The organism is Reyranella sp. (genome assembly GCF_965229815.1).
Taxonomy (GTDB): domain Bacteria; phylum Pseudomonadota; class Alphaproteobacteria; order Reyranellales; family Reyranellaceae; genus Reyranella.
Genome location: NZ_CBDDJN010000001.1, coordinates 24,621 through 49,408, shown reverse-complemented (window position 1 = coordinate 49,408; position 24,788 = coordinate 24,621). Strand labels below are relative to the sequence as shown.

General features: G+C 68.9%; 23 protein-coding genes, 1 tRNA gene and 1 pseudogene. 17 read left to right on the top strand and 8 right to left on the bottom strand.

Annotated elements, in window-relative coordinates:
* Positions 1–2 precede the first annotated feature (2 nt).
* Both ACO073_RS00250 and ACO073_RS00245 read left to right on the top strand, forming a co-directional pair.
* Complete coding sequence (locus ACO073_RS00250) at positions 3–1,205, top strand: MFS transporter (RefSeq protein ID WP_421994062.1); 1,203 nt, start codon at positions 3–5, stop codon at positions 1,203–1,205.
* Between the two features lie 10 nt (positions 1,206–1,215).
* Entirely contained in the window at positions 1,216–2,373 is a 1,158-nt protein-coding gene (locus ACO073_RS00245) for a mandelate racemase/muconate lactonizing enzyme family protein (protein ID WP_421994060.1), read from the top strand.
* A gap of 10 nt (positions 2,374–2,383) precedes the next feature.
* Here the strand turns inward: ACO073_RS00245 and ACO073_RS00240 are convergent, their stop codons facing one another.
* Positions 2,384–3,355 (bottom strand): Bug family tripartite tricarboxylate transporter substrate binding protein, encoded by a 972-nt coding sequence (locus ACO073_RS00240; RefSeq protein ID WP_421994058.1) that lies wholly within the window; start codon positions 3,353–3,355, stop codon positions 2,384–2,386.
* A 91-nt stretch (positions 3,356–3,446) separates the two neighbouring features.
* Between ACO073_RS00240 and ybaL the strand changes: the two genes are divergently transcribed.
* A complete protein-coding gene (ybaL, locus tag ACO073_RS00235; RefSeq protein ID WP_421994056.1) occupies positions 3,447–5,117 on the top strand; it encodes a YbaL family putative K(+) efflux transporter in 1,671 nt (556 codons plus the stop codon).
* Between the two features lie 19 nt (positions 5,118–5,136).
* Here ybaL and ACO073_RS00230 read toward each other — a convergent pair whose 3' ends face one another.
* Positions 5,137–6,141: an isopenicillin N synthase family dioxygenase gene (locus ACO073_RS00230; protein ID WP_421994054.1), complete on the bottom strand. Its 1,005-nt coding sequence runs from the start codon at positions 6,139–6,141 to the stop codon at positions 5,137–5,139.
* 122 nt (positions 6,142–6,263) lie between these two features.
* On the opposite strand from ACO073_RS00230, the gene ACO073_RS00225 reads away from it, so the two are divergent.
* The 4 genes from ACO073_RS00225 (at position 6,264) to ACO073_RS00210 (ending at position 9,823) form a co-directional block, all read left to right on the top strand.
* The gene (locus ACO073_RS00225) at positions 6,264–7,265 is read left to right on the top strand and encodes a TRAP transporter substrate-binding protein (protein ID WP_421994052.1); all 1,002 of its coding nucleotides are present in this window, start codon (positions 6,264–6,266) and stop codon (positions 7,263–7,265) included.
* Positions 7,266–7,325: 60 nt separating this feature from the next.
* Complete coding sequence (locus ACO073_RS00220; protein WP_421994050.1) at positions 7,326–7,904, top strand: TRAP transporter small permease; 579 nt, start codon at positions 7,326–7,328, stop codon at positions 7,902–7,904.
* Positions 7,901–9,208 carry a TRAP transporter large permease gene (locus ACO073_RS00215; protein WP_421994048.1) on the top strand — a complete coding sequence of 436 codons (1,308 nt, stop codon included), beginning with the start codon at positions 7,901–7,903 and terminating at the stop codon, positions 9,206–9,208. Before ACO073_RS00220 ends, ACO073_RS00215 begins: the two co-directional genes overlap by 4 nt.
* Positions 9,209–9,337: 129 nt before the next feature.
* A complete protein-coding gene (locus tag ACO073_RS00210; protein WP_421994046.1) occupies positions 9,338–9,823 on the top strand; it encodes a YHS domain-containing (seleno)protein in 486 nt (161 codons plus the stop codon).
* A gap of 4 nt (positions 9,824–9,827) precedes the next feature.
* Here ACO073_RS00210 and ACO073_RS00205 read toward each other — a convergent pair whose 3' ends face one another.
* The 3 genes from ACO073_RS00205 to ACO073_RS00195 all read right to left on the bottom strand — a co-directional run bounded on the left by ACO073_RS00205 (position 9,828) and on the right by ACO073_RS00195 (position 13,464).
* Positions 9,828–11,711, bottom strand: a complete 1,884-nt coding sequence (locus tag ACO073_RS00205) for an adenylate/guanylate cyclase domain-containing protein (protein WP_421994044.1) — start codon at positions 11,709–11,711, stop codon at positions 9,828–9,830.
* 10 nt (positions 11,712–11,721) lie between these two features.
* A complete protein-coding gene (locus ACO073_RS00200; protein ID WP_421994042.1) occupies positions 11,722–12,327 on the bottom strand; it encodes a glutathione S-transferase family protein in 606 nt (201 codons plus the stop codon).
* Positions 12,328–12,471: 144 nt separating this feature from the next.
* Positions 12,472–13,464 (bottom strand): aldo/keto reductase, encoded by a 993-nt coding sequence (locus tag ACO073_RS00195; protein WP_421994040.1) that lies wholly within the window; start codon positions 13,462–13,464, stop codon positions 12,472–12,474.
* Positions 13,465–13,673: 209 nt separating this feature from the next.
* On the opposite strand from ACO073_RS00195, the gene ACO073_RS00190 reads away from it, so the two are divergent.
* Positions 13,674–14,330 (top strand): TIGR02466 family protein, encoded by a 657-nt coding sequence (locus tag ACO073_RS00190; RefSeq protein WP_421994038.1) that lies wholly within the window; start codon positions 13,674–13,676, stop codon positions 14,328–14,330.
* A gap of 36 nt (positions 14,331–14,366) precedes the next feature.
* Here ACO073_RS00190 and ACO073_RS00185 read toward each other — a convergent pair whose 3' ends face one another.
* Both ACO073_RS00185 and ACO073_RS00180 read right to left on the bottom strand, forming a co-directional pair.
* The gene (locus ACO073_RS00185) at positions 14,367–15,038 is read right to left on the bottom strand and encodes a trimeric intracellular cation channel family protein (protein WP_421994036.1); all 672 of its coding nucleotides are present in this window, start codon (positions 15,036–15,038) and stop codon (positions 14,367–14,369) included.
* 90 nt (positions 15,039–15,128) lie between these two features.
* Entirely contained in the window at positions 15,129–15,374 is a 246-nt protein-coding gene (locus ACO073_RS00180; RefSeq protein WP_421994034.1) for a hypothetical protein, read from the bottom strand.
* A 93-nt stretch (positions 15,375–15,467) separates the two neighbouring features.
* Here ACO073_RS00180 and ACO073_RS00175 point away from each other — a divergent pair, with 93 nt between their 5' ends.
* The 5 genes from ACO073_RS00175 (at position 15,468) to ACO073_RS00155 (ending at position 21,450) form a co-directional block, all read left to right on the top strand.
* Positions 15,468–16,073: a thermonuclease family protein gene (locus ACO073_RS00175; protein ID WP_421994032.1), complete on the top strand. Its 606-nt coding sequence runs from the start codon at positions 15,468–15,470 to the stop codon at positions 16,071–16,073.
* Positions 16,074–16,225: 152 nt separating this feature from the next.
* The gene (locus ACO073_RS00170) at positions 16,226–16,510 is read left to right on the top strand and encodes a hypothetical protein (protein WP_421994030.1); all 285 of its coding nucleotides are present in this window, start codon (positions 16,226–16,228) and stop codon (positions 16,508–16,510) included.
* A gap of 100 nt (positions 16,511–16,610) precedes the next feature.
* Positions 16,611–18,347 (top strand): B12-binding domain-containing radical SAM protein, encoded by a 1,737-nt coding sequence (locus ACO073_RS00165; RefSeq protein ID WP_421994028.1) that lies wholly within the window; start codon positions 16,611–16,613, stop codon positions 18,345–18,347.
* A 485-nt stretch (positions 18,348–18,832) separates the two neighbouring features.
* Positions 18,833–20,026, top strand: coding sequence for an alginate O-acetyltransferase AlgX-related protein (locus ACO073_RS00160; RefSeq protein WP_421994026.1), 1,194 nt, complete (start codon positions 18,833–18,835; stop codon positions 20,024–20,026).
* A gap of 17 nt (positions 20,027–20,043) precedes the next feature.
* Positions 20,044–21,450, top strand: a complete 1,407-nt coding sequence (locus tag ACO073_RS00155; RefSeq protein WP_421994024.1) for an MBOAT family O-acyltransferase — start codon at positions 20,044–20,046, stop codon at positions 21,448–21,450.
* Positions 21,451–21,623: 173 nt separating this feature from the next.
* Here ACO073_RS00155 and ACO073_RS00150 read toward each other — a convergent pair.
* Positions 21,624–21,713 (bottom strand) — tRNA-Ser (locus tag ACO073_RS00150).
* A 258-nt stretch (positions 21,714–21,971) separates the two neighbouring features.
* Between ACO073_RS00150 and rplU the strand changes: the two are divergent.
* From rplU to proB, 4 genes and pseudogenes are all read left to right on the top strand, one after another.
* Positions 21,972–22,265, top strand: a pseudogene (rplU, locus tag ACO073_RS00145) (50S ribosomal protein L21); the annotation flags it as partial.
* A gap of 40 nt (positions 22,266–22,305) precedes the next feature.
* Positions 22,306–22,575 carry a 50S ribosomal protein L27 gene (rpmA, locus tag ACO073_RS00140; RefSeq protein ID WP_421994022.1) on the top strand — a complete coding sequence of 90 codons (270 nt, stop codon included), beginning with the start codon at positions 22,306–22,308 and terminating at the stop codon, positions 22,573–22,575.
* 73 nt (positions 22,576–22,648) lie between these two features.
* Positions 22,649–23,662, top strand: a complete 1,014-nt coding sequence (obgE, locus tag ACO073_RS00135) for a GTPase ObgE (protein ID WP_421994020.1) — start codon at positions 22,649–22,651, stop codon at positions 23,660–23,662.
* Positions 23,659–24,774: a glutamate 5-kinase gene (gene proB, locus ACO073_RS00130; RefSeq protein WP_421994018.1), complete on the top strand. Its 1,116-nt coding sequence runs from the start codon at positions 23,659–23,661 to the stop codon at positions 24,772–24,774. Before obgE ends, proB begins: the two co-directional genes overlap by 4 nt.
* Positions 24,775–24,788 lie beyond the last annotated feature (14 nt).

Below are 24,788 nucleotides of genomic sequence, written 5' to 3'. Positions count from 1 at the left end.
CCATGCGCGGCATCGATTCGAGCTACGCCTGGTGGCGCCTGGCCGCCAGCGTCGCGCTGAGCACGGTCGGCGGCGTCGGCATGTGGTGCCTGGCCGTCGCCTTGCCCGCCGTGCAGGCCGATCTCGGCATCAGCCGGGCCGACATCTCCTTCGCCTACTCGGTCAACATGGTGGGCTTCTTCGCCGGCGGCGTGCTGGTCGGCCGCCTGGTCGACCGCCGCGGCATCGTCGTAGCGGCGATCGCCAGCGCCTTCGGCCTGGCGGCGGGCTTCGCGCTGGCGCCGCTCACCTCCTCGCTGGTCCTGTTCGCGGTCGCCCAGCTCCTGATCGGCTTCAGCGCCGCGGCGACCTTCGCGCCGCTGGTCGCCGACGTCTCGCACTGGTTCGCCCGCCGCCGCGGCGTCGCCGTCGCCATCGCGGCCTCGGGCAACTACATCGCCGGCGCCCTGTGGCCGCCCGTCGTCGAGGCGCTGATCCACGACCATGGCTGGCGCTCGACCTACTGGCTGATCGCCGCGATCTGCCTCGTCACCATGATCCCGCTGGCGCTCACCCTGCGCCGCCGGCCGCCGGACCACGAGGAGACCGCCCTCGTCTCCGTCGCCCGCCGCTCGCAGGCGGCGCTCGGCCTGTCGCCCAACGCGCTCCAGGCGCTGCTGGCGGTGGCCGGCATCAGCTGCTGCGTCGCCATGTCGATGCCGCAGGTCCACATCGTCGCCTACTGCGCCGATCTCGGCTACGGCGTGGCGCGCGGCGCCGAGATGCTGTCGCTGATGCTGGGCTTCGGCATCGTGAGCCGCGTCGCCACCGGCTGGATCGCCGACCGCGTCGGCGGCGTCACCACCCTGCTGCTGGGCTCGACCCTGCAGGGCGTGGCCCTGGTCGTCTACCTGATCGCCGACGGCCTCACGTCGCTCTACCTGGCCTCGATCCTGTTCGGCCTGTTCCAGGGCGGCATCGTGCCGTCCTACGCCATCATCGTGCGCGAGTACTTCCCGCCGCGCGAGGCCGCGACCCGCGTCGGCCTCACCGTGTCGACAACCGTGCTCGGCATGGCGCTGGGCGGCTGGATGGGCGGCGTGATGTTCGACTGGACCGGCTCGTACCGCGCCGCCTTCCTCAATGGCATTGCGTGGAACGTGCTGAACGCCGCCATCGCCGCCTGGCTGCTGATGCGGCAGACCCGCCGCGCGCAGCCCGCCTGAAGGAGACACCATGCGCATCGTCGCCATCCGCGACATCGTCTCGCCGATCCGCTCCAACATCGCCAACGCCTACATCGACTTCAGCCAGATGACGGCCTCGGTCGTGGCGATCGAGACCGACCTGCAGGTCGAGGGGAAGCCGGTGATCGGCTACGGCTTCAACTCCAACGGCCGCTATGCCCAGGAAGGCCTGCTGCGCGAGCGATTCATCCCGCGGCTCAGCGCCGCCAGGCCCGACTCCCTGCTGGACGGCGAGGGGCTGATCGATCCCGCCCGGTGCTGGGCCGCGATGATGGCCAACGAGAAGCCGGGCGGCCACGGCGAGCGCTCGGTCGCGGTCGGCGTGCTCGACATGGCGCTGTGGGACGCCGTCGCCAAGGCCAGGCGCGTGCCGCTGTGGAAGCTGCTGGCCGACCGCTACAACGACGGAAACTTCGACGATCGGGCCTGGGTCTATGCTGCCGGCGGCTACTACTATCCGGGCAAGGACCTCGACGGGCTGCAGGACGAGATGAGGCACTATCTCGACCTCGGCTATTCCTGCGTGAAGATGAAGGTGGGCGGCGTGCCGCTCGGCGAGGACATCAAGCGCATCGAGGCCGTGTTGAAGATCGTCGGCGCCGGCGAGCGCCTGGCCGTCGACGTCAACGGCAAGTTCGACCTGCCGACCGCGCTCGCCTTCGGCAAGGCGATCGAGGGATACGGGCTGCGCTGGTACGAGGAGCCGCTCGACCCGCTCGACTACCTGGCGCACGCCGCGCTCGCCACCCAGTACGCGCCGCCGCTGGCGACCGGCGAGAACCTGTTCTCCATGCAGGACGCCCGCAACCTCGTGCGCCATGGCGGGCTGAGGCCCGACCGCGACATCCTGCAGTTCGATCCCGCCCTGTCCTACGGGCTGGTCGAGTACCTTCGCACCCGCGACATGCTGAAGGACCATGGCTGGTCGCCGCGGCGCTGCGTGCCGCATGGCGGCCACCAGTTCGCCCTCAACATCGCGGTCGGCCTGCAGTGCGGCGGCAACGAATCCTATCCGCAGGTCTTCGCGCCGTTCGGCGGCTTCGCCGACGACTGCCCGGTCGTCGACGGCCGCGTCGCGCTGCCCGATGCGCCGGGCATCGGCTTCGAGCGCAAGGCCAACCTGTGGGCCGTGATGAAGGACGTCTGAGGGCGCGCCCTCACTCGCGCTTCAGCAGCCCCGACTTCACGAGCGCGCTGGCGCCGCCTTCCTGGTCCTTGAGATAGGCGGCGAATTCCGCCCGCGTGCTGGGACGCACCGCGGCACCGAGATCGGTGAGCTTTCGCGCGACCTCCGGGTCCTTGAGCGCCGCCACGACCGCGCCGTTCAGCGTGTCGAGGACGGCGGGCGGCGTCTCGGCGCGCGCGAACAGGCCGGCCGTCGTGCCGCCATCGAACGGCTGGCTGCCGATGTCGGTGAGGCTCGGCACGTCGGGCAGCTGGCTGATGCGGTCCGGCCCGACCACCAGCAGCGCCTTCAGCTTGCCCGACCGGACGTGGGGCAGCGAGGTCGTGAGCTGGTCGACATAGAGGTCGATCTGTCCGCCCATCAGGTCGTTCAGGCCGGGTCCCGATCCGCGATACGGGATGACGTTGAACTGCACGCCCTCGTTCACCTGGAGGCGCAGGATGGCGAGGTGGTTGGTCGTCCCGTTGCCGGCATGGCCGATCGTCACCGTGCCGGGCTTCGCCTTGGCCTCGGCCAGCACCGCCTTCATGTCGGCGAACCGGCCGTCCGGCTTGGCGACCACCAGCATCGGCACGGTGGTCAGCAGGCTGATGGGCGCGACCAGCGGCACCATCGACGGCTTGCCCGCCAGATAGGGCGCGATCCACAGCACGCTGAAGCTGCCCATCACGACCGTGTAGCCGTCGGCCGGCGCGTTGACCGCGGCCTCGACGCCGACGATGCCGCCGGCCCCGGGCTTGTTGTCGGGCACCACGGTCTGGCCGAGCTTCTGGCCCATGGCCTCGCCGACCAGCCGCGACGTGACGTCGTAGTTGCCGCCGGCGGCGAAGGGGATGACCCAGCGCACGGGCTTGCTCGGAAAGGCCTGCGCCCGGGCCGGTCCTCCGGCGGACAGCATGGCGGCACCCCCGAGGCCCGCGGCCAGAACATCCCTGCGTTTCATGATCGGCTCCTCCTTGAAGGGAGTGATTGTAATTTCCGGCGCGTACGGCCAAATCGGAATCACCAGTATCGAACCGCGGAGAGAAATCGCGATGCCTGATCATCAGACACCGCTGATCGCCACCATTGCCGCGGGTCTGATGCTCGCCTTCGTGCTCGGCCTGGTGGCCCATCGCCTGCGCGTGCAGCCGCTGGTCGGCTACCTCGTCGCCGGCGTGCTGGTCGGTCCCTACACGCCCGGCTTCACGGCCGATCCCGCGCTGGCCAGCGAGCTCGCGGAAATCGGCGTCATCCTGCTGATGTTCGGCGTCGGGCTGCACTTCTCCCTGAAGGACCTGATGTCGGTGGCGCGGATCGCGGTGCCGGGCGCGATCGGCCAGATTGCCGTCGCAACGGCGATGGGCGCGGGGCTTGCCTGGACGCTGGGCTGGCCGCCGCTCGCCGGCTTCGTGTTCGGCCTCGCCCTGTCGGTAGCGAGCACCGTGGTCCTGATCCGGGCGCTGCAGGACCGCCATATCCTCGAGACCAATCGCGGCCGCATCGCGGTCGGCTGGCTCGTCGTCGAGGACCTCGCGATGGTGCTGGCCCTCGTGCTTCTCCCGGCACTCGCGACGGTGACGGCGAACGACGACGTGCCCGCCACCCGCATCGTTTTCTACCTGCTGGTGACGCTCGCCAAGGTCTCGATCTTCGTCGCCATCATGCTGCTGGTCGGCCGGCGGGTGATCCCCTGGCTGATGCACTACACGGCGCATACCGGGTCGCGCGAACTGTTCCGCCTCGCCGTCTATGCCATCGCGCTGGGCGTGGCCTTCGGCGCCGCCAAGATGTTCGGCGTCTCCTTCGCGCTCGGCGCCTTCTTCGCCGGCATGGTGATGGGCGAGAGCGACCTCAGCCAGCAGGCGACCCAGGAAGCGATCCCCCTGCGCGACGCCTTCGCGGTGCTGTTCTTCGTGTCGGTGGGCATGCTGCTCGACCCGTCGGTGTTCGTCGACGCGCCGCTGGCCGTCGCCGCCACCGTGGCGATCATCGTGCTGGGCAAGTCGCTCGCGGCGTACCTGATCGTGCGCGCCTTCCGCCGCCCGCCCGGAACCGCCTTCACGGTCGCGGCCAGCCTGGCGCAGATCGGCGAATTCTCGTTCATCCTGATCGGGCTCGGCATAGAGCTCGAGATGGTGCCGGCGGAATCGCGCAACCTCGTCCTGGCCGGCGCCATCGTGTCGATCGTCCTCAATCCGCTGACCTTCATGCTCGCCGAGCGTCTGCGCCACGACCATCTCGAGGACGGCGCGTCCACCGACGGCCCCGCGCCGGCGGCCGCCCCGGTGTGGCGCCCGACGACGCTCAGCGGCCACGACGTGCTGGTCGGCTACGGTCGAGTCGGCTCGCTGATCGGCCGCGCGCTCGCCAGCGAGCAGGCGCCGATGGTGGTCATCGAGACCAACGACGCCAACATCGAGCGCGCGCGGGCCGACGGCGCCGAAACCTACTCGGGCAACGCCGCAGATCCGAACGTGCTGTCGGCCGCCAACGTCGCCGGCGCGCGCCGGCTTTTCGTCACCATCCCCGAGGCTTTCGAGGCCGGCCAGGTCGTGCAGCAGGCACGCGCCGCCAATCCCGACCTCGACATCCTCGCGCGGGCCCACAGCGACGCCGGCGCCGAGCATCTGGCCAAGCTCGGATCGAACCTGGTCGTCCTGGGAGAGGCCGAGATCGCCGACCGCATGATCGAGCGGGCGCAGGGCAGGAACGGCGGTTCCTGATCCCGGCCGGAGATGCGGGTCAGGCGGCGAGCGGGCCGGGAGGCTGCGCGGTGCGGGCGAACCGCTCGTTGCGGTAGCCGGCGACGGTCGTCGCGGGATAGCGCGCGGGGCGCGCCGGCCCCTGGCAGGTCGGCAGGCACTCGATCAGCGAATCGTGGTTCGGCGCCACGAAGTAGGCGATCGACAGCCGCCGTGCGCCGGCGCCCTGCACGGGATTGGCGACGCGGTGCATCGTCGAGACGAAGCGATCATTGGTCCAGCGCATCAGCAGGTCGCCGATGTTGACCACGAACCCGTCCTCGACCACGGGCGCGTCGTGCCAGCGGCCGGCGAGGTCGCGCACCTGCAGGCCGCCGTCGGCCGCCTCGTTCTTGAGGATGGTCAGCATGCCGAGATCGGTGTGCTCGCCGGCGCGGAGCTGCCCCGGCTTCGGACGCTCGGCCTGCGCCGGATAGTTCAGTGCCCGCAGCATGCTGCAGTGACGGTCGAGGTGGCGGACGAACCAGTCCTCCGGCAGGTCGAGCGCGACGGCGAAGATCCGCGCCACGGTGTCCTGCAGATCCTCCATCGCGCGCCAGTAGGCGCGCCACGTCCGCTCGAAGGAAGCGGGCTCGGCAGGCCACAGGTTGGCCGCGTAGTTGGGATAGGCGCCGGGCAGCTCATGATACCAGGGATCGTCCGCCGGCACGTCCGGCGGCCCCATGGCGAAGACTTCCTTGTAGTCGGGTGGCGACTCCTTGCCTGCAAGACGCGCCAGGGTCTCGGTGCCGTCGGCATGCCACGCGCGGTTCTGCTCCGGGCGCGGCCGCGCCACCTTCTCCTTCTCCGCGACCGGCAGATCGAAGAAGGCGCGCGAAACCGAACGCATCTCCTCGATCAGGGCCGACGGCACGCGATGACCGCGCACGGCGAAGAAGCCGATGCTTTCGCACGCCTCGCGCACGCGCTCGGCGACGGCATCGCGGCCGGCATCGCCGCGGTACCATGGCGCGAGGTCGATGACGGGAAAGATGAACTCGCTCATTGCAGGCCCTGAAAGCAAAGGAATGTTCGCAGCAAGCACCATGCCACGTCGCGGCGCGGCTGGCATCCGTGGCATGGAAGTTGCAGACTTGCGGCCGGAGCCGCTTCAAACAGGAGGACAGAATGAGCTTCGTTCCAAAGGCGTCAGCGCTCAAGGCGGCGATCGTCGCCGCGAGCCTCGCCCTTGCCGGCACGGCCAGTGCGCAGACCCAATGGATCATGGCCAGCGGCTACCCCGAGAACAACTTCATGACACAGAACCTGCGCAAGTGGGTCGAGGACGTCGAGAAGGGCAGCAGCGGCAAGCTCAAGATCACGCTTCACACCAACGACAGCCTGATCAAGCTCGACAGCATCAAGTCGGCGGTGCAGCGCGGCCAGGTCCAGGGCGGCGAGATCCGGCTTGGCGTCTACGGCAACGAGGATCCGATGTACATCCTCGACGGCGTGCCGTTCCTCGCCTCGACCTATGACGAGGCCTGGAAGCTGATGGAGCTGCAGGATCCCTACTTCAAGGGCCTGTTCGACAAGGCCGGCATGGTCATCGCCGGCTATCAGGTGTGGCCGAGCCAGGGCTTCTACACCAAGTTCCCGGTCAAGACGGTCGAGGACTTCAAGGACAAGAAGATCCGCATCTACTCGACGGCGACCCAGCGCATGGCGACGCTGCTGGGCTTCAAGGCCACCATCCTGCCGTTCGCCGAGATCCCGCAGGCCTTCTCGACCGGCCTGATCGAGGCGCTGTTCACCAGCGCCCAGACCGGCACCGACATCCAGGCGTGGGACAACACCAAGTACTTCACCGACGTCGGCGCCATCCTTTCCAAGAACGCGCTGATCTTCAACAAGCGGGCCTTCGCCGCGCTGTCGCCGGATCTGCAGAAGGTCGTGACCGACGCCGCCAAGGCGTACACCAAGCGTTCGTGGGAGCTGAGCAAGGCGGCCGGCGACGAGAAGTCGGCCATCCTGAAGAAGAACGGCATGACCGTCGAGGGCGGTCCGCCGGCGGTCATCACGGCGATGAAGAAGGTCGGCGCCACCATGGCCGACGAGTGGAAGGCCACCGCGAGCCCGCCCGCCGTCGCGGTGCTCAACAGCTACATGGCCGGCCAGAAGACCAACTGATACCGGCATCGCCCGGACCGCGCCGCGGTCCGGGCGTCCCTGACCTGACACGGTGATGCGATGCGGCCAGCACTCGATGCCCTCTACCGGTTCAGCGGGCTGCTGTCCGCCTTCTTCCTGATGATGATCGGCGTCACCATCGTGGCGCAGATCGCCGGCCGGTTCCTGAACTACACGTTCGATGCGACAGAGGTCTCCGGCTTCTGCATGGCGGCCTCGACCTTCCTCGGTCTCGCCTACACGCTGAACGCCGGCGCCCATATCCGGGTCAACCTGCTGATCGGCCGCTTCGCCCCGGAGCACCGGCGCTGGATCGAGATCTGGTGCTGCGCGCTCGGCGCGATCTCCTTCGCCTTCTTCTCCTACAAGGCCTGGGAGATGGCCTACGATTCCTACCTGTTCGGCGACACCAGCCCCGGCCTGATGGCGGTGCCCTTCTGGATCCCGCAGATCGGCATGGCGCTCGGCGCCACCATCATGTCCATCGGCCTGATCGACGAGTTGGTGCAGACGCTGGGTGGCAAGGTCCCGGACTTTGCCGACGCAGAGGCCCAGGCGATCGGTGAAGAACTCGAGGCGGCCGCCGCGAGCATGGCCGAAGCGTCGGCCGCCGCACCGGCCAAGGGAGCGGCGTCGTGAGCGCGGAGGCCCTGCTCGCCGTCACCGTCCTCGGCACGCTCTTCCTGCTGCTGGCGAGCGGCGTCTGGATCGGCGTCACGCTCCTGATCGTGGGCTTCGTCGCCCTGTTCTTCTTCACCCCCTCCCCGGCCGGCTCGCTGCTGGCCAGCACGGTGTGGGATTCGAGCTGGGGCTGGGCGCTCACCGCGCTGCCGCTGTTCATCTGGATGGGCGAGATCCTGTTCCGATCGCGCCTGTCCGAGGACATGTTCAAGGGCCTGGCGCCGTGGCTCGGCTGGCTGCCCGGCCGCCTGCTGCACGTCAACATCCTGGGCTGCGGCGTGATGGCGGCCGTGTCGGGCTCCTCGTCGGTGACCTGCGCCACGATCGGCCGCATGAGCATGCCCGAGCTGCGCAAGCGCGGCTACGACGAGGGCATGGCGATCGGCACGCTGGCCGGGTCGGGCACGCTCGGCCTGCTCATCCCGCCGTCGATCATGATGATCGTCTACGGCATCACGGCACAGGTCTCGATCGGCCGCCTGTTCATCGCGGGCTTCCTGCCCGGCTTCATGATGATCGGCCTGTTCATGGCCTACACGGCGATCTGGTCCATCTTCAATCCGGCCAAGGTTCCGGCCGACGATCTTCGCATGAGCCTGGCGGATAAGCTGTGGAACGCCCGCCGCCTGATCCCCGTCATCCTGCTGATCGTGGCCGTGCTGGGCTCGATCTACGGCGGCGTCGCCACGCCGACGGAAGCCGCGGTCATGGGCGTCATCGGCGCCCTCGTCCTCGCCGCCGCCACGGGAACGCTGTCGTGGGAGACGTTCCGCGAGAGCCTCCTCGGCGCCGTGCGGACGAGCTGCCTGATCGGCCTGATCCTGGTCGGCGCGGCCTTCGTGACCATGGCCATGGCCTTCACCGGCCTGCCGGCGACGATGGCCGCATGGGTGAACGCGCTCGGTCTCAGTCCGGTCGGCCTGATCTTCTTCCTGACGCTGCTCTACATCGTGCTCGGCTGCTTCCTCGACGGCGTGTCGATGATCGTGCTGACCGCGCCGGTCGTGCTGCCGATGATCACCGCACAGAAGATCGACCCGCTATGGTTCGGCATCTACATCGTGCTGGTGGTCGAGATGGCGCAGATCACCCCGCCGGTGGGCTTCAACCTCTACGTCCTGCAGAATCTGACGGGCCGCGACATCTGGACCGTCACCAAGGCGTCCGTTCCCTTCTTTGCTCTCCTCTGCCTGGGCGTGGTCATGCTCACCCTGTGGCCGGACATCGCCCTCTTCCTGCCGCGGCAGATGGTGGCCGGATAGGAGGGACGGGCGGGTCACCCAAGTCCGAACGCTCGTTCACGCGCCGCCGTCGTGCTGCCCCATTCGGGTTCCAAGTCAGCCTCCCGGCGGACCTGTCCCGTGGTCCGCCTTGACGTGGGAATCTCGCTCATGCTCGCGCGTCGCCCTGTCCTCTCCCTTCTCGCTCTCGCCGCGATCGCCGGCGCCTCGGCAGGCTCCATCGGGGTCCTCGCCCGGGCGCGTCCGACCGCGCAGGCCAACCCAGAAGGCGAGCCGCTCGGGCTGAAGGGCTACGATCCGGTGGCCTATTTCACGGTCGGCACGCCCACGGCGGGGCTGGCGGAATACGACTACGTCTACGACGGCGTGCGCTACCTGTTCGCCTCGGCAAAGAATCGCGACCTGTTCAAGGCCGATCCCGAAAAGTACGCGCCTCAGTTCGGCGGCAACTGCGCCAACAACATGTCGAACGGCGTGCGGCGCGAGTCCGACCCCACCGTCTGGCTGATCATCGGCGGCAAGCTCTACGTCTTCGCCGGCCCTGCCGGCGCCCAGCGCTTCGCCCAGCATCCGCAGGCCGCGGCGATCAAGGCCGCCGAGACCTGGAAGTCCTTCCGGAGCATGGTCAGCCAGTAGGGCCTCAGGTCAGGCCGGCCTTGCGCAGGCTGCGCTCGAGCTCGCGATGCAGCGCGGGGTCCTGGAAGCGCGAGCCGAAGCTCGGCAGGTCGAAATGCGGGTTCTTGAGCCGGCCCTGCCGGGCCGCCTCACGGGCGTCGGCCGTGCGGCCGAGCTCGGCGTAGGCGGCCGCCAGGGGGAAGTCGAGCAGCGGGTAGGCCGGATAGCGCACGCGCTGCGCCTCGATCAGGGTGACGGCATCGGTGTAGCGATGCTTCAGCAGGTAGGCGAGGCCGAGGTTGAACGCGGCCTCGGGGCCGATGCTGTCGTTCAGGCGCCGCGCCGTCTCGGCGGCGGCGATCGATTCGCCCAGCCGTCCCGTCCAGAGCAGCACGGCGGCGCGCGCCAGCAGCACCTCCGCGTCGCTGGGATTGAGCTGCAGGGCGCGCTGCGACTCCGCGAGGCCGAGATCGTACCGCTGGATGGAGGTGTAGGCCCGCGCCAGCACGCTGTGGGCCAACACGCAATCGGCGTCGAGTTCGATCGCCTTCTTCGCCAGTCGGATCGCGGTCTCGACATCCGCCTGCGCGAACTCCGACCAGCCGAAGGTGGCGCGCTGGAAGGTGAGGTCGGCCAGCTCGGCATGGGCGTCGGCGTAGTCCGGCGCGAGCCGGATCACCCGCTCGATCATCTCGCGCGCCGCGCGGTTGGCGGCGCGCGTCGGGTCGGCGGCGAGCGCGCGGGCCCTCAGCAGCTGGTCGTAGGCGTCGAGGTTGTCGGTCGGCTTGCGCAGGCTCTGCTGCAGAGCGATCTGCTGCAGGCTCGACGCCAGCGTGCCGGCGACACGGCGGGCGATGCGGTCCTGCACCGCGAAGATGTCGCTCAGCTCGTCGTCGTACTGCTCGGACCAGAGCTGCGTGCTCCGGGCCGCGTCGTTCAGCTGGACCGTGACGCGCACGCGCGGTCCCATGCGGCGCACGCTGCCGCTCACCAGATAGCGGGCGTTGAGCATGCGGCCGAGTTCCGGCAGCGGCAGCTCCTTGTTGCGGAAGGGAAGCACGGCGCCATAGGCGATGACCGTGAGCTCCCGGAAGCGTCCCAGTGCGCGGGTGATGTCCTCGGTCAGGCCGTCGGAGAAATAGTCCTGTCCCGCATCGCCGCTCTGGTTGACGAAGGGCAGCACGGCCACCGAAAGGCCGCTCTCGACGCTCGGGCGCACCGCCGTCTCGGCGACCTCGCTGGTCGCGAGGCCGCGGTCGCCGAGGTAGAGGACCGCGCCGCCCGCGACGAGCGCGGTGGCGGCCGCCGCGGCCGCCAGCAGCGCGTGCCGTCGGCGCAGGAAGCCGCCGGCGGGAGCCGCGGCCTCGTCCTGGAGCAGGGCCGCGGAATCGAGGGCATAGACCTGGATGCGCCGGTCGATGTTCTTCAGGGCGCGCGAGCCCTGCGGGCGGAACGGCAGCGCCAGCTTGTCACGCACCTGCTCGAACACGCTCGACGACAGGACGATGGATCCGGGCTCGGCCAGCCCCTCCAGACGCGAGGCGACGTTGACCGTGTCGCCGAACACGTCGTTGTCCGACACGATGACATCGCCGAGATGCAGGCCGATGCGCAGCGCCTGGCGGCGCTCGGCCGGCGTCGTCGCGTTGCGCTCGGCCATGCCGCGCTGGAGCTCGACGGCCGATCGCACGGCCTCGACGGCGCTGCCGAATTCCACGAGCATGCCGTCGCCCGCGGTCTTCACGATGCGGCCGTGGAAGCGGCGCACGACGGGCGCCACCAGCTCGATGAAATGCGCGCGCAGGTCGACGAAGGTCCCTTCCTCGTCGGCGCGCATCAGCCGGCTGTAGCCGACGACGTCGGCGACCAGGATGGTCGCGAGCCGGCGGCTGGTGGTGGGACTGCTCATCGCACCGGGGTCAGCCGGCCACCGTGCGTCGGGCCGCGGGCCGCGCCGACAGGCGTGCGACATATGCCTCGAACACCGGCTCGCCCTTGACGCCCGGCGCGCCGAACATCATGGCCCAGCGCAGCTCCGAGCCGACATAGACGTCGGCGGCGCTGAAGGCCTCGCCGAGCAGGTAGGGGCCGCCGGCGAGCGCCTGGCGAAGCGTCGCCATCACGTCTTCGTAGCTGCCCCAGCCGACCGCGGCTTTGCGCTCGACCGGCGGCCTGTTCATCATCTTGTCGAGCATCGCCGGTTCGATGCAGCCGGCGCCGAAGAACAGCCAGCGATAGTAGGGTGCGCGCCGCGCATCGCCCGGCGGCGGCGCCAGGCCGGCCGCCGGAAAGGCGTCGGCGAGATAGGCGATGATGGCAGCCGTCTCGGTCACGACCATGCCGCGGTGCTCGATGGTCGGCAGCTTGCCCATCGGGTTCAGCGCCAGGAAGGCCGGCGTCCTGTTCTCGCCCTTCGCGAAATCGATCGGCACGATGCGGTAGGGCGCTCCCGCCTCCTCGAGCATCCAGTGCACCATCTGCGCGCGCGACTGCGGGTTGTGATAGAAGACGATCTCGTCCGACATTGGCAGCGGATCCCTCAAAGGGTGGCGGCGGCGCTTCCATACACGCCGCGGGCAGGCCTGTCAGGCCGCGCGGCGCGCCTCGGCGGGCACTGCGGATCGTCGCTACACAATGCGTCGAGACTGTGATCCGGCGGCGGTCCCCGCCTACAGGTAGACGCCCTTCATGCCGGCTTCCGGATAGCGCGTGCCGGCGGCCGCACCGGGCGGCAGGGCGGACGACAGGCGAGCGAGGTCCACGTCGCTCAGCACGACGTCGAGCGCCGCCAGGTTCTCGTCGACCCGCGCCGCACGCTTGGTGCCGGGGATCGGCACGATGTCGGGGCCCTGCGCCAGCAGCCAGGCCAGCGCCACCTGCCCCGGCCGGCAGCCCTTGTCGGCGGCGACGGCCTCGATGGCCGTGACCTTCTGGAGGTTCTGCGCCAGGTTGTCGGCCGCGAAGCGCGGATGGCGGCCCCGCCCGTCGCCCTCGGGAATGTCCGAAGCCTGCCGCACGGCCCCGGTGAGCAGGCTGCGGCCGAGCGGCGAGTACGCGACGAAGGAGATGCCGAGCGCGCGCGTCGTCTTCAGCGTCTCCTCGGCGTCGACGCGGTAGAGCAGCGAGTACTCGCTCTGCACCGCGGCGATGGGATGGACCTTGTGGGCGCGGCGGATGGTCTCGGGCCTGGCCTCGCTCAGGCCGAGCGCCCGCACCTTGCCCTGCTTCACCAGCTCCGCCATCGCACCCACCGTGTCCTCGATCGGCACCGAGGGATCGACGCGATGCTGGTAGTAGAGGTCGATGACGTCGACGCCGAGCCGCTTCAGGCTGGCCTCGCAGGCCTGCTGGACGTAGGCGGGCCGGCCGTCGACCCCGTTGGCCCCGCCCGGCCGCTGCGTCTGGCCGAACTTGGTCGCCAGCACGACCTTGTCGCGGCGGCCGCCGGCCAGCGCCTTGCCCAGCAGGCTCTCGTTGTGACCCCAGCCGTACATGTCGGAACTGTCGAGGAAGGTGACGCCGCGATCGATTGCGTGGTGGATCACCGCGATGCCCTCGTCGTCGCTCGCCTTGCCGTAGGCGCCTGACAGCGACATGCAGCCGAGGCCGATGGGGAAGACGCTGAGGGCACTGCCGCCGAGCTTGCGGAAATCCTTGTTCATGACCGATCCTCCCCGGATGCGAGACCGTTAGTGGTGGGCAAGCCTACAGGGTCGGCCGCCATCTTTGCAGCGCCTTGGAGGCGCCCCGAGTCGCGCTCCCTCGGGTCACGAAGCGTGACATGCGGCAGCATGGGTGACATGCATTTGTGCCCAACCGGGCGGAAGAGCCGCCGGGTTAGGTTCCGCCCCCGCCGGTCAGGTCGCCCTCCATGAGCTCTCCGAATACCCCCGAGATCATCCCGATATTCCCGACCCCGCTGGTCACCTTCGACGTCGCCGACAGCGCCGCTCTCAACGCCGACCTGCGGCGCGTCATCCTCCAGCGCGAACTGACGCATCCCAGCACCCAGCACTCCAACCTCGGCGGCTACCAGTCGAGCTGGGACATGGATCGCTGGGGCGGCGCGCCGGCCGTCAAGCTGCTCGCCGTCGCCCGCAACGTCGCCAACCGGATCACCACCGACCGCAAGGGTGCGGCCGGCAGCGGCCCGCATCCCGGCTTCTTCGCCATCACCTGGCACGGCAACATGTGGGCGAACATCAACCGCAGCGGCCACGCCAACGAGTTCCACTCCCATCCCGGCGCCTACTGGTCGGGCGTCTACTATGTCGACGATGGCGGCATCGCCGAGGATCCGTCGCTGGGCGGCGAGATCGAGTTCATGGACCCGCGCGGCGCCCTGCCGGCGATGAACGCCCCGCATCTCGGCGTCGCCATGCCCGGCGGCCTGACGGCCGGCGCCACCGAGCGGCTGTCGCCGCGGGCCGGCCGCATGGTGCTGTTCCCCTCGTGGCTCATGCACCAGGTGCGGCCCTATCGCGGCAGCGCCGAGCGCATCTCGATCGCTTTCAACCTGTCCCTGTAGCGGCAGCCCGCGCCGCGCGGCGGACCGACCGCGGGATCAGGCATCGCTTTCGGCGCCGCCCGGCCGGCGCTGCATCGTCAGCAGGGGCTCGCCGACGATGCCGAAGCGGATGTGGAACACCATCGAGGCCCCCCGGACGGCGAGGCACAGCGCAAAGGCCAGGAAGGCCGCGGCCGTCTGGTTCGCCATGAGCGGCGACAGCGCCGTGTAGGCCGCCGCGCCCAGCAGGGCCGCCGTGGCGTAGAGCTCGCCACTCAGGATCATGGGCCGGGTGTTGGTGAGAAGGTCGCGCAGCACGCCGCCGCCGGTGGCGGTCAGCATGCCGAGGAAGGCCACGACGACGAACGAGGCGCCGTCGGTCTGGGCGACATGCGCGCCGACCACCGCGAAGGCGGCGAGCCCGATGGCGTCCGCCCACTGGGCGAGGCCCCGCGTGCCGCCCGGCAGGCGCTTCACGAAATAGGCGGCCAGCGCCGTGCCGGCGCAGAGCAGGAGCTCGACCGGATTGCCGACCCACCACACGGGATGATTGAGGATGATGTCGCGCAGCGTCCCGCCGCCGATCCCCGTGACGGTCCCGATCAGCACGATGCCCAGCACGTCCATGCGATGGCGGGCGGCAACCAGCGCGCCGCTGAAGGCGAAGACGATGTCGCCGAAATAGTTGAGGACGACGAGCTCGGCGGGCAGGGACACGGGTGCACTCACGGGCGATCTCCGGACGGGCGCCGTCGCGGCCGCCGGTCTCTGCCGTGCCGCGGGCTCGTCTCTTATCGCCCGCCGCGGCGCCCGCCGCCATCAGCACTCCGAGGGATGGGACTTGTCGTAGAGACAGTCGGTGGGTCCGGGACGGTCGGCCAGCACCAGCGACGTGCCGACATAGGCGACCAGCGCCACGGCCAGGACGAAGGGCGCAGCGCCCAGCACCTTGCGGCCCGCTCCCGACTGGCCGAGCACGCTGCCGAGGGCGGCGCTCAGGATCATGGCGTAGCCCACGGCGGCGAAGATCAGGACGTTGCCCCAGATGCTTTCGGTCGGCCACATGTGCGATCCCCTTCCTCGTGCCTCCTGCCCGCCGGCGGCGCCGCATCGGCGGGGTGCCGCTCGCCGGCCACAATAGGCGGACACTATCCCTCCATGAAACGCCTGATCCTGGCCTCGGCTGCCCTCGCCGTCCTCGCTCTGCCCGTTCTCGCTCTGCCCGTCGCCGCGCTGGCCCAGTCGGGGCCGCGCAAGCCGGCCCCCGCTCCTGCGCCGGCACCGCCGCCGCCTTCTCGGCCCGACGGACCCGATTGCGCCGCGCAGGGACCACTGCCCGCGACGTGGTCGGGCGAGGCCTATGTCGCCGATGGCAACACGATCGTCGGCGTCGGCCTGAAGGCCCCGATCCGCCTGTGGGGGGTGCAGGCGCCCGAGCTGCGCGACGCCGCGAAGGCCGAGACCGTCCCCGGCATGCGCGCCCGCGCGACCCTGCAGGACCTGCTCGACAGGGCCGACCACAAGCTGAAGTGCCGGCCCATCCGCTTCGACCGCGACTGCCGCATCGTGGCGCACTGCACCGTGAACGACGCGCTGGGCGGCGACATCGGCAGCGGGCTGATCGCCGCCGGCATGGCCTACGGCATCGACCTCAACGAGACCCTGGCCTTCGAGCCGCATGCCGGCCAGCGCTACGCCACCGCCGAGGCTGAGGCCCGCAAGCAGCGCCGCGGCCTCTGGAAGGAGTGGCTGGGCGAAAAGTGAGGCGCCGGCGTGCCGCGCCCCGCAGGGAGAGACATGGCGCAGCCCGGCCATTTGACGCACACTCTGCAGGCGCGCGCAGGGCGTGGCCGCCACGCTCGCCGACAGGGCGGGCGGCGGTCCACGGACAAGGCGCGAAATGCCGGGAGTGACTCATGATTCGTCTGTTCGGTCTCGCATCGCTGGGCCTCGCCCTCACCCTCGCGACCGGCGCCAGCGCCGAGGTCTACTGCAAGTCTGTGGGTGTGCCGAAGGGCTGCGTCGTGCGGCCCGGCACCGATGTCGGCGCCCCGGGCGTCGGCGTCAGGCCGGGCGTCGGTGCCGGCGCGCCGGGCGTCGGAGTGACGCCGGGTGCCGGGGCTGGTGCGCCCGGGCCCGGCGTGGCGCCGGGCAACGGCCCCAACCGCGGCGGCCCGGTCGACCGCGCAGGACGGCGCTGACCGACGGGTCGATGGCGGGATCGCGCTCCCCTCGATCCGCTCTCGCGCAGGGCCCCGCGACACCCTCGCCGGCCGGAAAGCCGCCCGTGGGCCCGGCGCCGTGACCCCCTGCAACGTCCTCCTGGTGTCGCCCCAGTTCCCGATGGCGACCTTCTGGAACAACAAGGCCATCTGCATGGTGGGAGGCGCCCGCCATTCCGCCATTCCGCTCGGCCTCCTGACGGTCGCTGCCCTGCTGCCCGCCGACTGGACGTGCCGGCTGGTCGACCGGAACGTCGCCGCCCTGACCGACGCCGACCTCGATTGGGCCGATCTGGTCATGACCGGCGGCATGATCGTCCAGCGGGCCGATTGCCTCGACGTGATCGACCGCGCGCAGGCGCGCGGCAAGGTCGTGGTGGTCGGGGGGCCGGACGTCACCTCCGAGCCGGGTTTCTACGCCCACGCCGATTTTGTGGTGATCGGCGAGGCCGAGACGGTCATCCAGGCATGGATCGACGCCTGGAACGCCGGCGCGCGCCGCGGCACCTTCACCGCCGAGAAGTTCAGCGTCGACGTCACCCGCAGTCCGGTTCCCCGGTACGACCTGCTGCGCGGCGGCGACTATCTCTACCTCGCCCTGCAGTTCTCGCGCGGCTGCCCGTTCACCTGCGAGTTCTGCGACATCATCGAGCTCTACGGTCGCCGGCCGCGGGTGAAGACGGCCGAGCAGATGCTGGCCGAGCTGGAGGCCATCCGCCGGACCGGCTATCGCGGCCATCTCGACTTCGTCGACGACAACTTCATCGGCAACAAGAAGGCCGTGAAGGAATTCCTGCCCCGGCTCATCGCCTGGCAGAAGGAGCACGACTATCCCTTCGCCTTCTCGACCGAAGCCTCGGTCAATCTCGCCGACGACGAGGCGTTGCTGGCGCTGATGCGCGAGGCGGGCTTCTTCGTCGTGTTCGTCGGCATCGAGAGTCCCGACGGCGACACGCTGGTGGCGACCCGGAAGAAGCAGAATGCCCGCCGCAGCCTCACGGCCAGCATCGACCGGATCTACGCGGCCGGCATGTTCGTCATCGCAGGCTTCATCGTCGGCTTCGACAGCGAGAAGGGCAGCATCGCCGACGGAATGGTCGACTGCATCGAGGAGGCCGACATCGCCATCTGCATGGCGGGCCTGCTCACGGCGCTCGCGAACACGCAGCTGACGACCCGGCTCGCCCGCGAAGGCCGCCTGTATCCCCTCACCTGGCAGATGGAACGGTTCCGGGCGGGTGGTGGCGACCAGTGCCTGCTCGGCCTCAATTTCGAGACGCTGCGCCCGCGGCGGGAGGTGCTGGCCGACTACAAGAGCGTGATCGACCGGATCTACACGCCGCAGGCCTTCTTCGGGCGGGTGAGTCGCGCGGCGCGGAAGCTGGACTGCTTCTGGCCAGCCCGGAAGCCGCCCCCCCGGCCGGCGTGGCGCCTCGCCGGCCTCGACGCCGCCGACTGGGCCGCTTTGTTCCGCCTCCTTTGGGCGGTCGTTCGCGTGCACCCGATGCTCCTCGGCCACTACCTCAAGGCGCTCATCGACTGCGCGCGCGACAATCGCGGCGCGCTCCAGGCGGTCGGCACGATCTCCGCCTTCTATCTCCACCTCGGTCCCTTCTCGCGCTTCGTCTCGCGGAGTCTCGCCAAGGAGATCGAGGAGATCGACAGCGGCCGCTGGCAGTCGCCCGCGCGGTCGGCGCCCGTGACGATGAGCGGCGAGACTCTCCGCGACTGGCTCAGGATGGGCGAGCGGCAGAGACCGGCCCCGCGCCGCGCCGACCCTCCAGCCGTGAGAAGGCGTCGTCTATCAGGAGGCTGAGCATATCCGTCTGGAGGCGCCGGATCCGTTGCCTCACAGCCTGCGGAAGACGCTGGCACGCCTTGGGCAGCAGCTTTGCCAGTCGCCCGAGCAGTACAAGGCGTGGTCGCAGAACCTAGGCCACGAAGGCGTTTTGACGACCTTCACGAGCTATGGCGAGGTCGAGGCGCAACCGGCAGGCCGAAATCATCCGTGGCCTTGGGCAGCCAAATGCAGGGCAAGGCGACGCTATCCAAGACCTGATCCGTGCGCTTCCCGCGTCGCCAGTGCCGGCGCGCCTCCCGCGTGATTGCAGGATCCTGGGAGAGGCAAAACTATCAATTGTGTATTTTCAACGCCTTAGTATTTAAGTTTCGTTACATGGAATATGATTCGCAGCCGACCACAGATTGTGGCCGCACATGCTGAAATCGACCGAAACGGCCATTTTGGAAGCGGACTAGAATCTCTGGAACGCCGCTGGCAGACTGGCCCAAGCTACGTTCATGCCCAGGCTGCTACCCGTTGCATTCATCGCTCTGCTGGTCGCGTGCCTGACGGTCCCGTTGCTGCAGACCCTCTTCCCGGTCTTCGGCACGATCGTGAAGCCGGTCAATGAGCACCGCGCGCCCCATGCCTTCCCGTCGCTACAACTGCTGACGCGCGCCCATGGCGATTTTGCCGATGGCCTCAACAAATGGTTCGACGACCGAGCGGGCTTTCGCGATCTCTTCATTCGCGCAAAGAACCAGATCGACTATTCGGTCTTCTCGACGTCGCGCCGGGTCTATGTCGGCTCGGATGATTGGCTGTTCGAGCGAGATCCGGGCTTGCCCCTCGAGCGCCTCGATGCGGCAGGCTTCGAGGCGCTGACGGCAAGCTTCGGCGATCTTGCCCGTCGTCTGCAGGAGAAGGGCCTGAGACTCGTCGTCGTCGGCTATCCCGACAAGTCGATGGTCTATCCTGAACACGTGCCGGCGAATGGCCGGCTGCTCCTGCCGGGCGGCAATCACGACCGGTTGCGCCGCTTCCTCTCGAATTCCGATGCCCTTACGTTCATCGATGTCGAGGACATCCTTCGGCGGGAGAAACCGGCCAATCCCGAACACCTCTACTTCAAGACGGATCTGCATGCGACGGCGTTCGCTCAAGTCGCCGTTGCCAGAGAGATTGTCGCGCGAATCGCGCAGATCGAGAACCGTGGCGATGTGACCTTGAATGAGACCTTCGGGCGACTCCACGACCTTTGGGATGCGGGAAACGAAGCGCGGTTCCTCGCGCCGCTGGTCCCGGTGGTCGAAAAGGTCACCGGTCTGGGCGGCGCCTACGTTGTTGGCGGCCAGGATTCCACCGGCCGTTGGACTGTGCCGGACATCCGCGAATTCGATCGTGCCGAGGAAGGCATCGCGCCCCTGTTCGCGTGGGAGTACCAGTCCACCGATGACCTTTGCGCCAGGCGCCTGCCCGGGACCGTGCTGTGGGGCAATTCGTTCGCCGATCTTTACTCGGCAGTAGGGCTACATCGGTACTTCTGCTCGTTCCGGCGCTTCCACATCCAGAACAGCCGCATCGCATTCGACCGCTTGGCGCTGCTTCTCGACAGCGTCCCGCCGGGCACCAAGTATTTCATCTACCAGTACTACGCGCCTCTGCTTCACAACGCGCCATTCGTGGGATTCACTGCCCAGCGCGCCCAATAGCGCGACGGCAGGCGGGAATGGTCTTCAGCTCGCAGTTGTTCCTGTACGGCTTCCTGCCAGTTTTTTTCGCGCTGTATTTCCTGATCCACGACCGACGCAAGAACTGGCTGATCTTGACGGCAAGCCTGATCTTCTACGCCGTCGGCGCCGGCAGCACGGTCATCGTGCTGCTCGCCTCCATATGGCTGAACCAGTTCCTGGCCGTTCGAATCGCGCCGGCAAGCCAACCCTGGCGCGTCCGGCTGCTGGCGCTGGGCATCGCGCTCAATCTGCTGGGTCTCGGCTATTACAAATACGTCAGCTTCCTCTGGCGGCTGCTGGGCGACGGCTTCGCCGCCTTCGCGCTTCCGCCGCTTCCCGCCGCCCCGGAGATCCCGCTGCCGGTCGGCATCTCCTTTTTCACCTTCCAGGCGATCTCCTATCTCATCGACGTCTACCGGCGGGAGATTCCGCCGGCGTCGGGCTATGGCGAGTTCGCCGTCTACCATTCACTTTTCCCGCAGCTGGTCGCCGGTCCCATCGTCAGGTTCAGCGAGATCAGGCTGGAGATGGATGACCGCAAGGTCGACCGGATGGCCCTGAGCGAGGGCGGCTATCGCTTCTGTCTGGGACTCGGCAAGAAGATGGTGGTCGCCGACAATCTCGGCGTCGTCGTCGACGCGATCTTCGCGCTGCCGCCGAACGAGCTTTCCTGGGAGCACGCCTGGGTCGGCATCCTGTGCTACTCCCTGCAGATCTACTTCGACTTCTCCGGTTACTCCGACATGGCCATCGGGCTGGGGCGCGTGCTTGGTTTCCATTTTCCGGAGAACTTCGATCAGCCCTATCGTTCGGCCACCATCACGGAGTTCTGGCGCCGCTGGCACATGACCCTGTCCCGCTGGTTTCGCGACTACCTCTACATCCCGCTCGGCGGCAATCGGCACGGAACGCTGCGCACCTTCGCCAATCTGTGGATCGTGTTCTTCCTGTGCGGCCTGTGGCACGGGGCAGGCCTCACCTTCATTGTCTGGGGCCTGTATCACGGCACCCTGCTGGTCGCCGAGCGATATGCCCACCGGCGCTGGCGGCCAGCCGGCGTGGCGGCCCTTGGCGCGACGTTCATCCTGGTGAGCATCGGCTGGGTTTTCTTCCGCGCGCCGACCCTGGCGGTTGCATGGGATTACCTGGCTGCGATGTTCCTCCTCGGACTCCCCATCAGCGACTATCGGCCACTGGCCGCCTATCTGCAGCACGACACGCTCGCCTATCTCGCGCTTGGAGTGTTCTTCGCCTTCACGCCGCTGGAGCAGTTCTACAAGCTGCGCTTCGATCGGCCCGCGATGCTGGCGGCACAGATCGGCCTCGCCAGCCTGTGCCTCGTCTATTCCATGCTGCTGCTGGCCGCCAACAGCTTCAACCCGTTCATCTATTTCCGCTTCTGAGCCGGCGCTTCGCGCTGCCAATTGGCCATCAGCGCGAGTGCTCGAAGGGCCGCCAATACTCCCTCAGGCGAGCATCCCCGCCCAAGGAGGAAGAAAGGAATGCGGGATGATTTGTGGGATGGATAACCAAGACCCGCAAAAAAGCCCACTGTTGGGCGGTCCCGAAGGGAAATTGGCGGAGAGGGTGGGATTCGAACCCACGGTACGCTTGCACGCACAACGGTTTTCGAGACCGTCCCAATCGACCACTCTGGCACCTCTCCGGGGCCCCGCTTATAGGGGGGTGGATTTCCGGTAGCAACAGCGGCGTCGACTCGGCCGGAAATGTCGGCGGGCAGCGGGTTTCCTGGCTTTCCGGCGTTGACTCGGGAGGCTTCCTGCGTATATTCCGCGCTCCTCCGGCGGGTCGGTCTGGCCCGCCGTGCTCTTTCGTGTCTTCCGGCATCTAGGGTCTTCCGCCCACCTTATCCCCCAGGGATTGTGGGTCGATCCGAAGCCGGGGACCTCAGTCAGGTGTGATCATGATCGCCGTTATCCGCACGGGTGGAAAGCAATACACGGTCGCCGCCGACGACACGCTCACGGTCGAGCGCATCGCGGGCGCGGCCGGCGACAAGGTCGAGTTCGACGACGTGCTGATGGTCGGCGAGAAGGTCGGCGCGCCGACCGTCGCCGGCGCCAAGGTCGTCGGCTCGATCGTCAAGCAGGCGCGCGGACCGCACCTGATCGTCTTCAAGAAGCGGCGCCGCCAGAATTCGCGGCGCAAGAACGGCCACCGCCAGGACCTGACGGTGGTCAAGATCGAACAGATCGTCGCCTGATTCCGAGATCCCAGGGCGACCGGAGTAGACAGTCATGGCACATAAAAAAGCAGGCGGCTCCTCGCGTAACGGCCGCGACTCAGAGAGCAAGCGGCTGGGCGTCAAGCGCTTCGGCGGCCAGAAGGTCCTCGCGGGCAACATCCTGGTCCGCCAGCGCGGCACCAAGATGGACGCCGGCGAGAATGTCGGCATCGGCCGCGACCACACGCTCTTCGCCACCGCCGACGGCGTCGTGACCTTCCGCACGCGCTCGCGCGGCAAGGTCGAGGTGAACGTGCTGCCGGTGCCGGTCGCCGCCGAATAGCCGTTCCCGACCCATCGCCTTTCGAAGGGGGAGCGGCTCGCCGTTCCCCCTTTTCGTTTTTGGGACAACCGCCATGAAGTTCCTCGACCAGGCCAAGATCTACGTCCGCTCCGGCAACGGCGGCGCGGGCTGCGTCGGCTTCCGCCGCGAGAAGTTCATCGAGTTCGGCGGGCCAGACGGCGGCGACGGCGGCCGCGGCGGCGACGTCGTGCTGGAATGCGTCGATGGTCTGAACACGCTGATCGACTACCGCTATGCCCAGCACTTCAAGGCCGAGACCGGCCACCACGGCATGGGCAGCCAGCGCACTGGCGGCCGCGGCAAGGACGTCGTGCTGCGCCTGCCGCGCGGCACCCAGGTCTTCGCCGAGGACAACGAGACGCTGCTTGCCGACCTGACCGAGGTCGGCCAGCGCATCGTCCTGTGCAAGGGCGGCGACGGCGGCTACGGCAACCTGCACTACAAGAGCTCGACCAACCGCGCGCCGCGCCGCGCCGACAAGGGCTGGCCCGGCGAGGAGCGCTGGATCTGGCTGCGGCTGAAGCTGATCGCCGACATCGGCCTGGTCGGGCTGCCCAACGCCGGCAAGTCGACCTTCCTGTCGGCCACCTCCAACGCCCGGCCGAAGATCGCCGACTATCCGTTCACCACGCTGCATCCCGGCCTCGGCGTCGTGAAGGTGGGCGACCGCGAGTTCGTGGTCGCCGACATTCCCGGGCTGATCGAGGGCGCGAGCGAGGGAGCCGGGCTCGGCACGCGCTTCCTCGGCCATGTCGAGCGCTGCCGCGCCCTGCTCCACCTGGTCGACGGCACGCAGGACGACGTGGTCGGCGCCTATCGCACGGTGCGCGCCGAGCTCAAGGCCTATGGCGGCAACCTCGCGCGCAAGAAGGAAGTGGTGGCGCTGAACAAGACCGACGCCATGACGCCGGAAGACGTCGAGGCGAAACGCGCCCTGCTGGCCAAGGCCTGCCGCAAGACGGTGCATCTCATCTCGGGCGTTTCCGGCCAAGGCGTGCAGCCCCTGCTGCACGAGCTGATGAAGCTGGTCGACCGGCAGCGCGACGGCGCACGGGAAGCGGCGTGACCACGCTGCTGGACGCCCGGCGTCTCGTCGTCAAGGTCGGCTCCTCGCTGCTGGTCGACGAGGCGAAGGGCGAGATCCGGCGCGACTGGCTCGAGGCCCTGGCCGACGACGTGGCGCGGCTGCACGCGAAAGGCTGCGAGATCGTGCTGGTGTCCTCCGGCGCCATCCGGCTCGGGCGCACCCATCTCGCCCTGCCCGGCGGACCGCTGCGGCTCGAGGAGAGCCAGGCGGCCGCCGCGACCGGCCAGATCCGGCTCGCCCACGCCTATCAGGAGGCGTTGGCCCGCCACGGCATCACGGTCGCGCAGATCCTGCTGACGCTCGACGATTCCGAGGAGCGCCGCCGCTACCTCAACGCCCGCCAGACCATGGCGACGCTGCTCGGGCTCAAGGCGGTGCCGGTGATCAACGAGAACGACACGGTCGCCACCGACGAGATCCGCTTCGGCGACAACGACCGGCTGGGCGCCCGCGTCGCCGAGATGATCTCGGCCGACACGCTGGTGCTGCTGTCCGACATCGATGGCCTCTACACCGGCGACCCCCGGATCGACCCCACGGCGACCTTCATCCCTGAAATCCGCGAGATCACGCCGGCCATCGAGGCGATGGGCGGCAATGCCGCGTCGGCGCTCAGCAACGGCGGCATGGCGACCAAGCTGATCGCCGGCCGCATCGCCATGGCCGCCGGCTGCCGCATGGCGATCGCCAACGGCCGTGCCGTCGGCGCGCTGGGCGCGCTGATCGACCGCCACGCCCGCTGCAGCTGGTTCCTGCCCGAGGCCTCGCCGCGGTCGGCCCGCAAGAAATGGATCCGCGGTTCGCTCAAGACCGCGGGCTCGCTGACCGTCGACGACGGTGCCGTGCGCGCCCTGTCGGCCGGCAAGAGCCTGCTGCCGGCCGGCGTCACCGCGGTCGCCGGCGATTTCCGCCGCGGCGACGTGGTCGACGTCCGCGACCCCGCCGGCCGCCTGCTGGGTCGCGGTCTGGTCGCCTATGCTGCCGAGGACGCCCGCCGGATCGCCGGCCGCAAGAGCGCCGAAATCGAGCGGTTGCTGGGCTTCCGCGGCCGGGACGAGATCGTCCATCGCGACGACCTCGTGGTCGAGTGACGACAGCCGGGGAT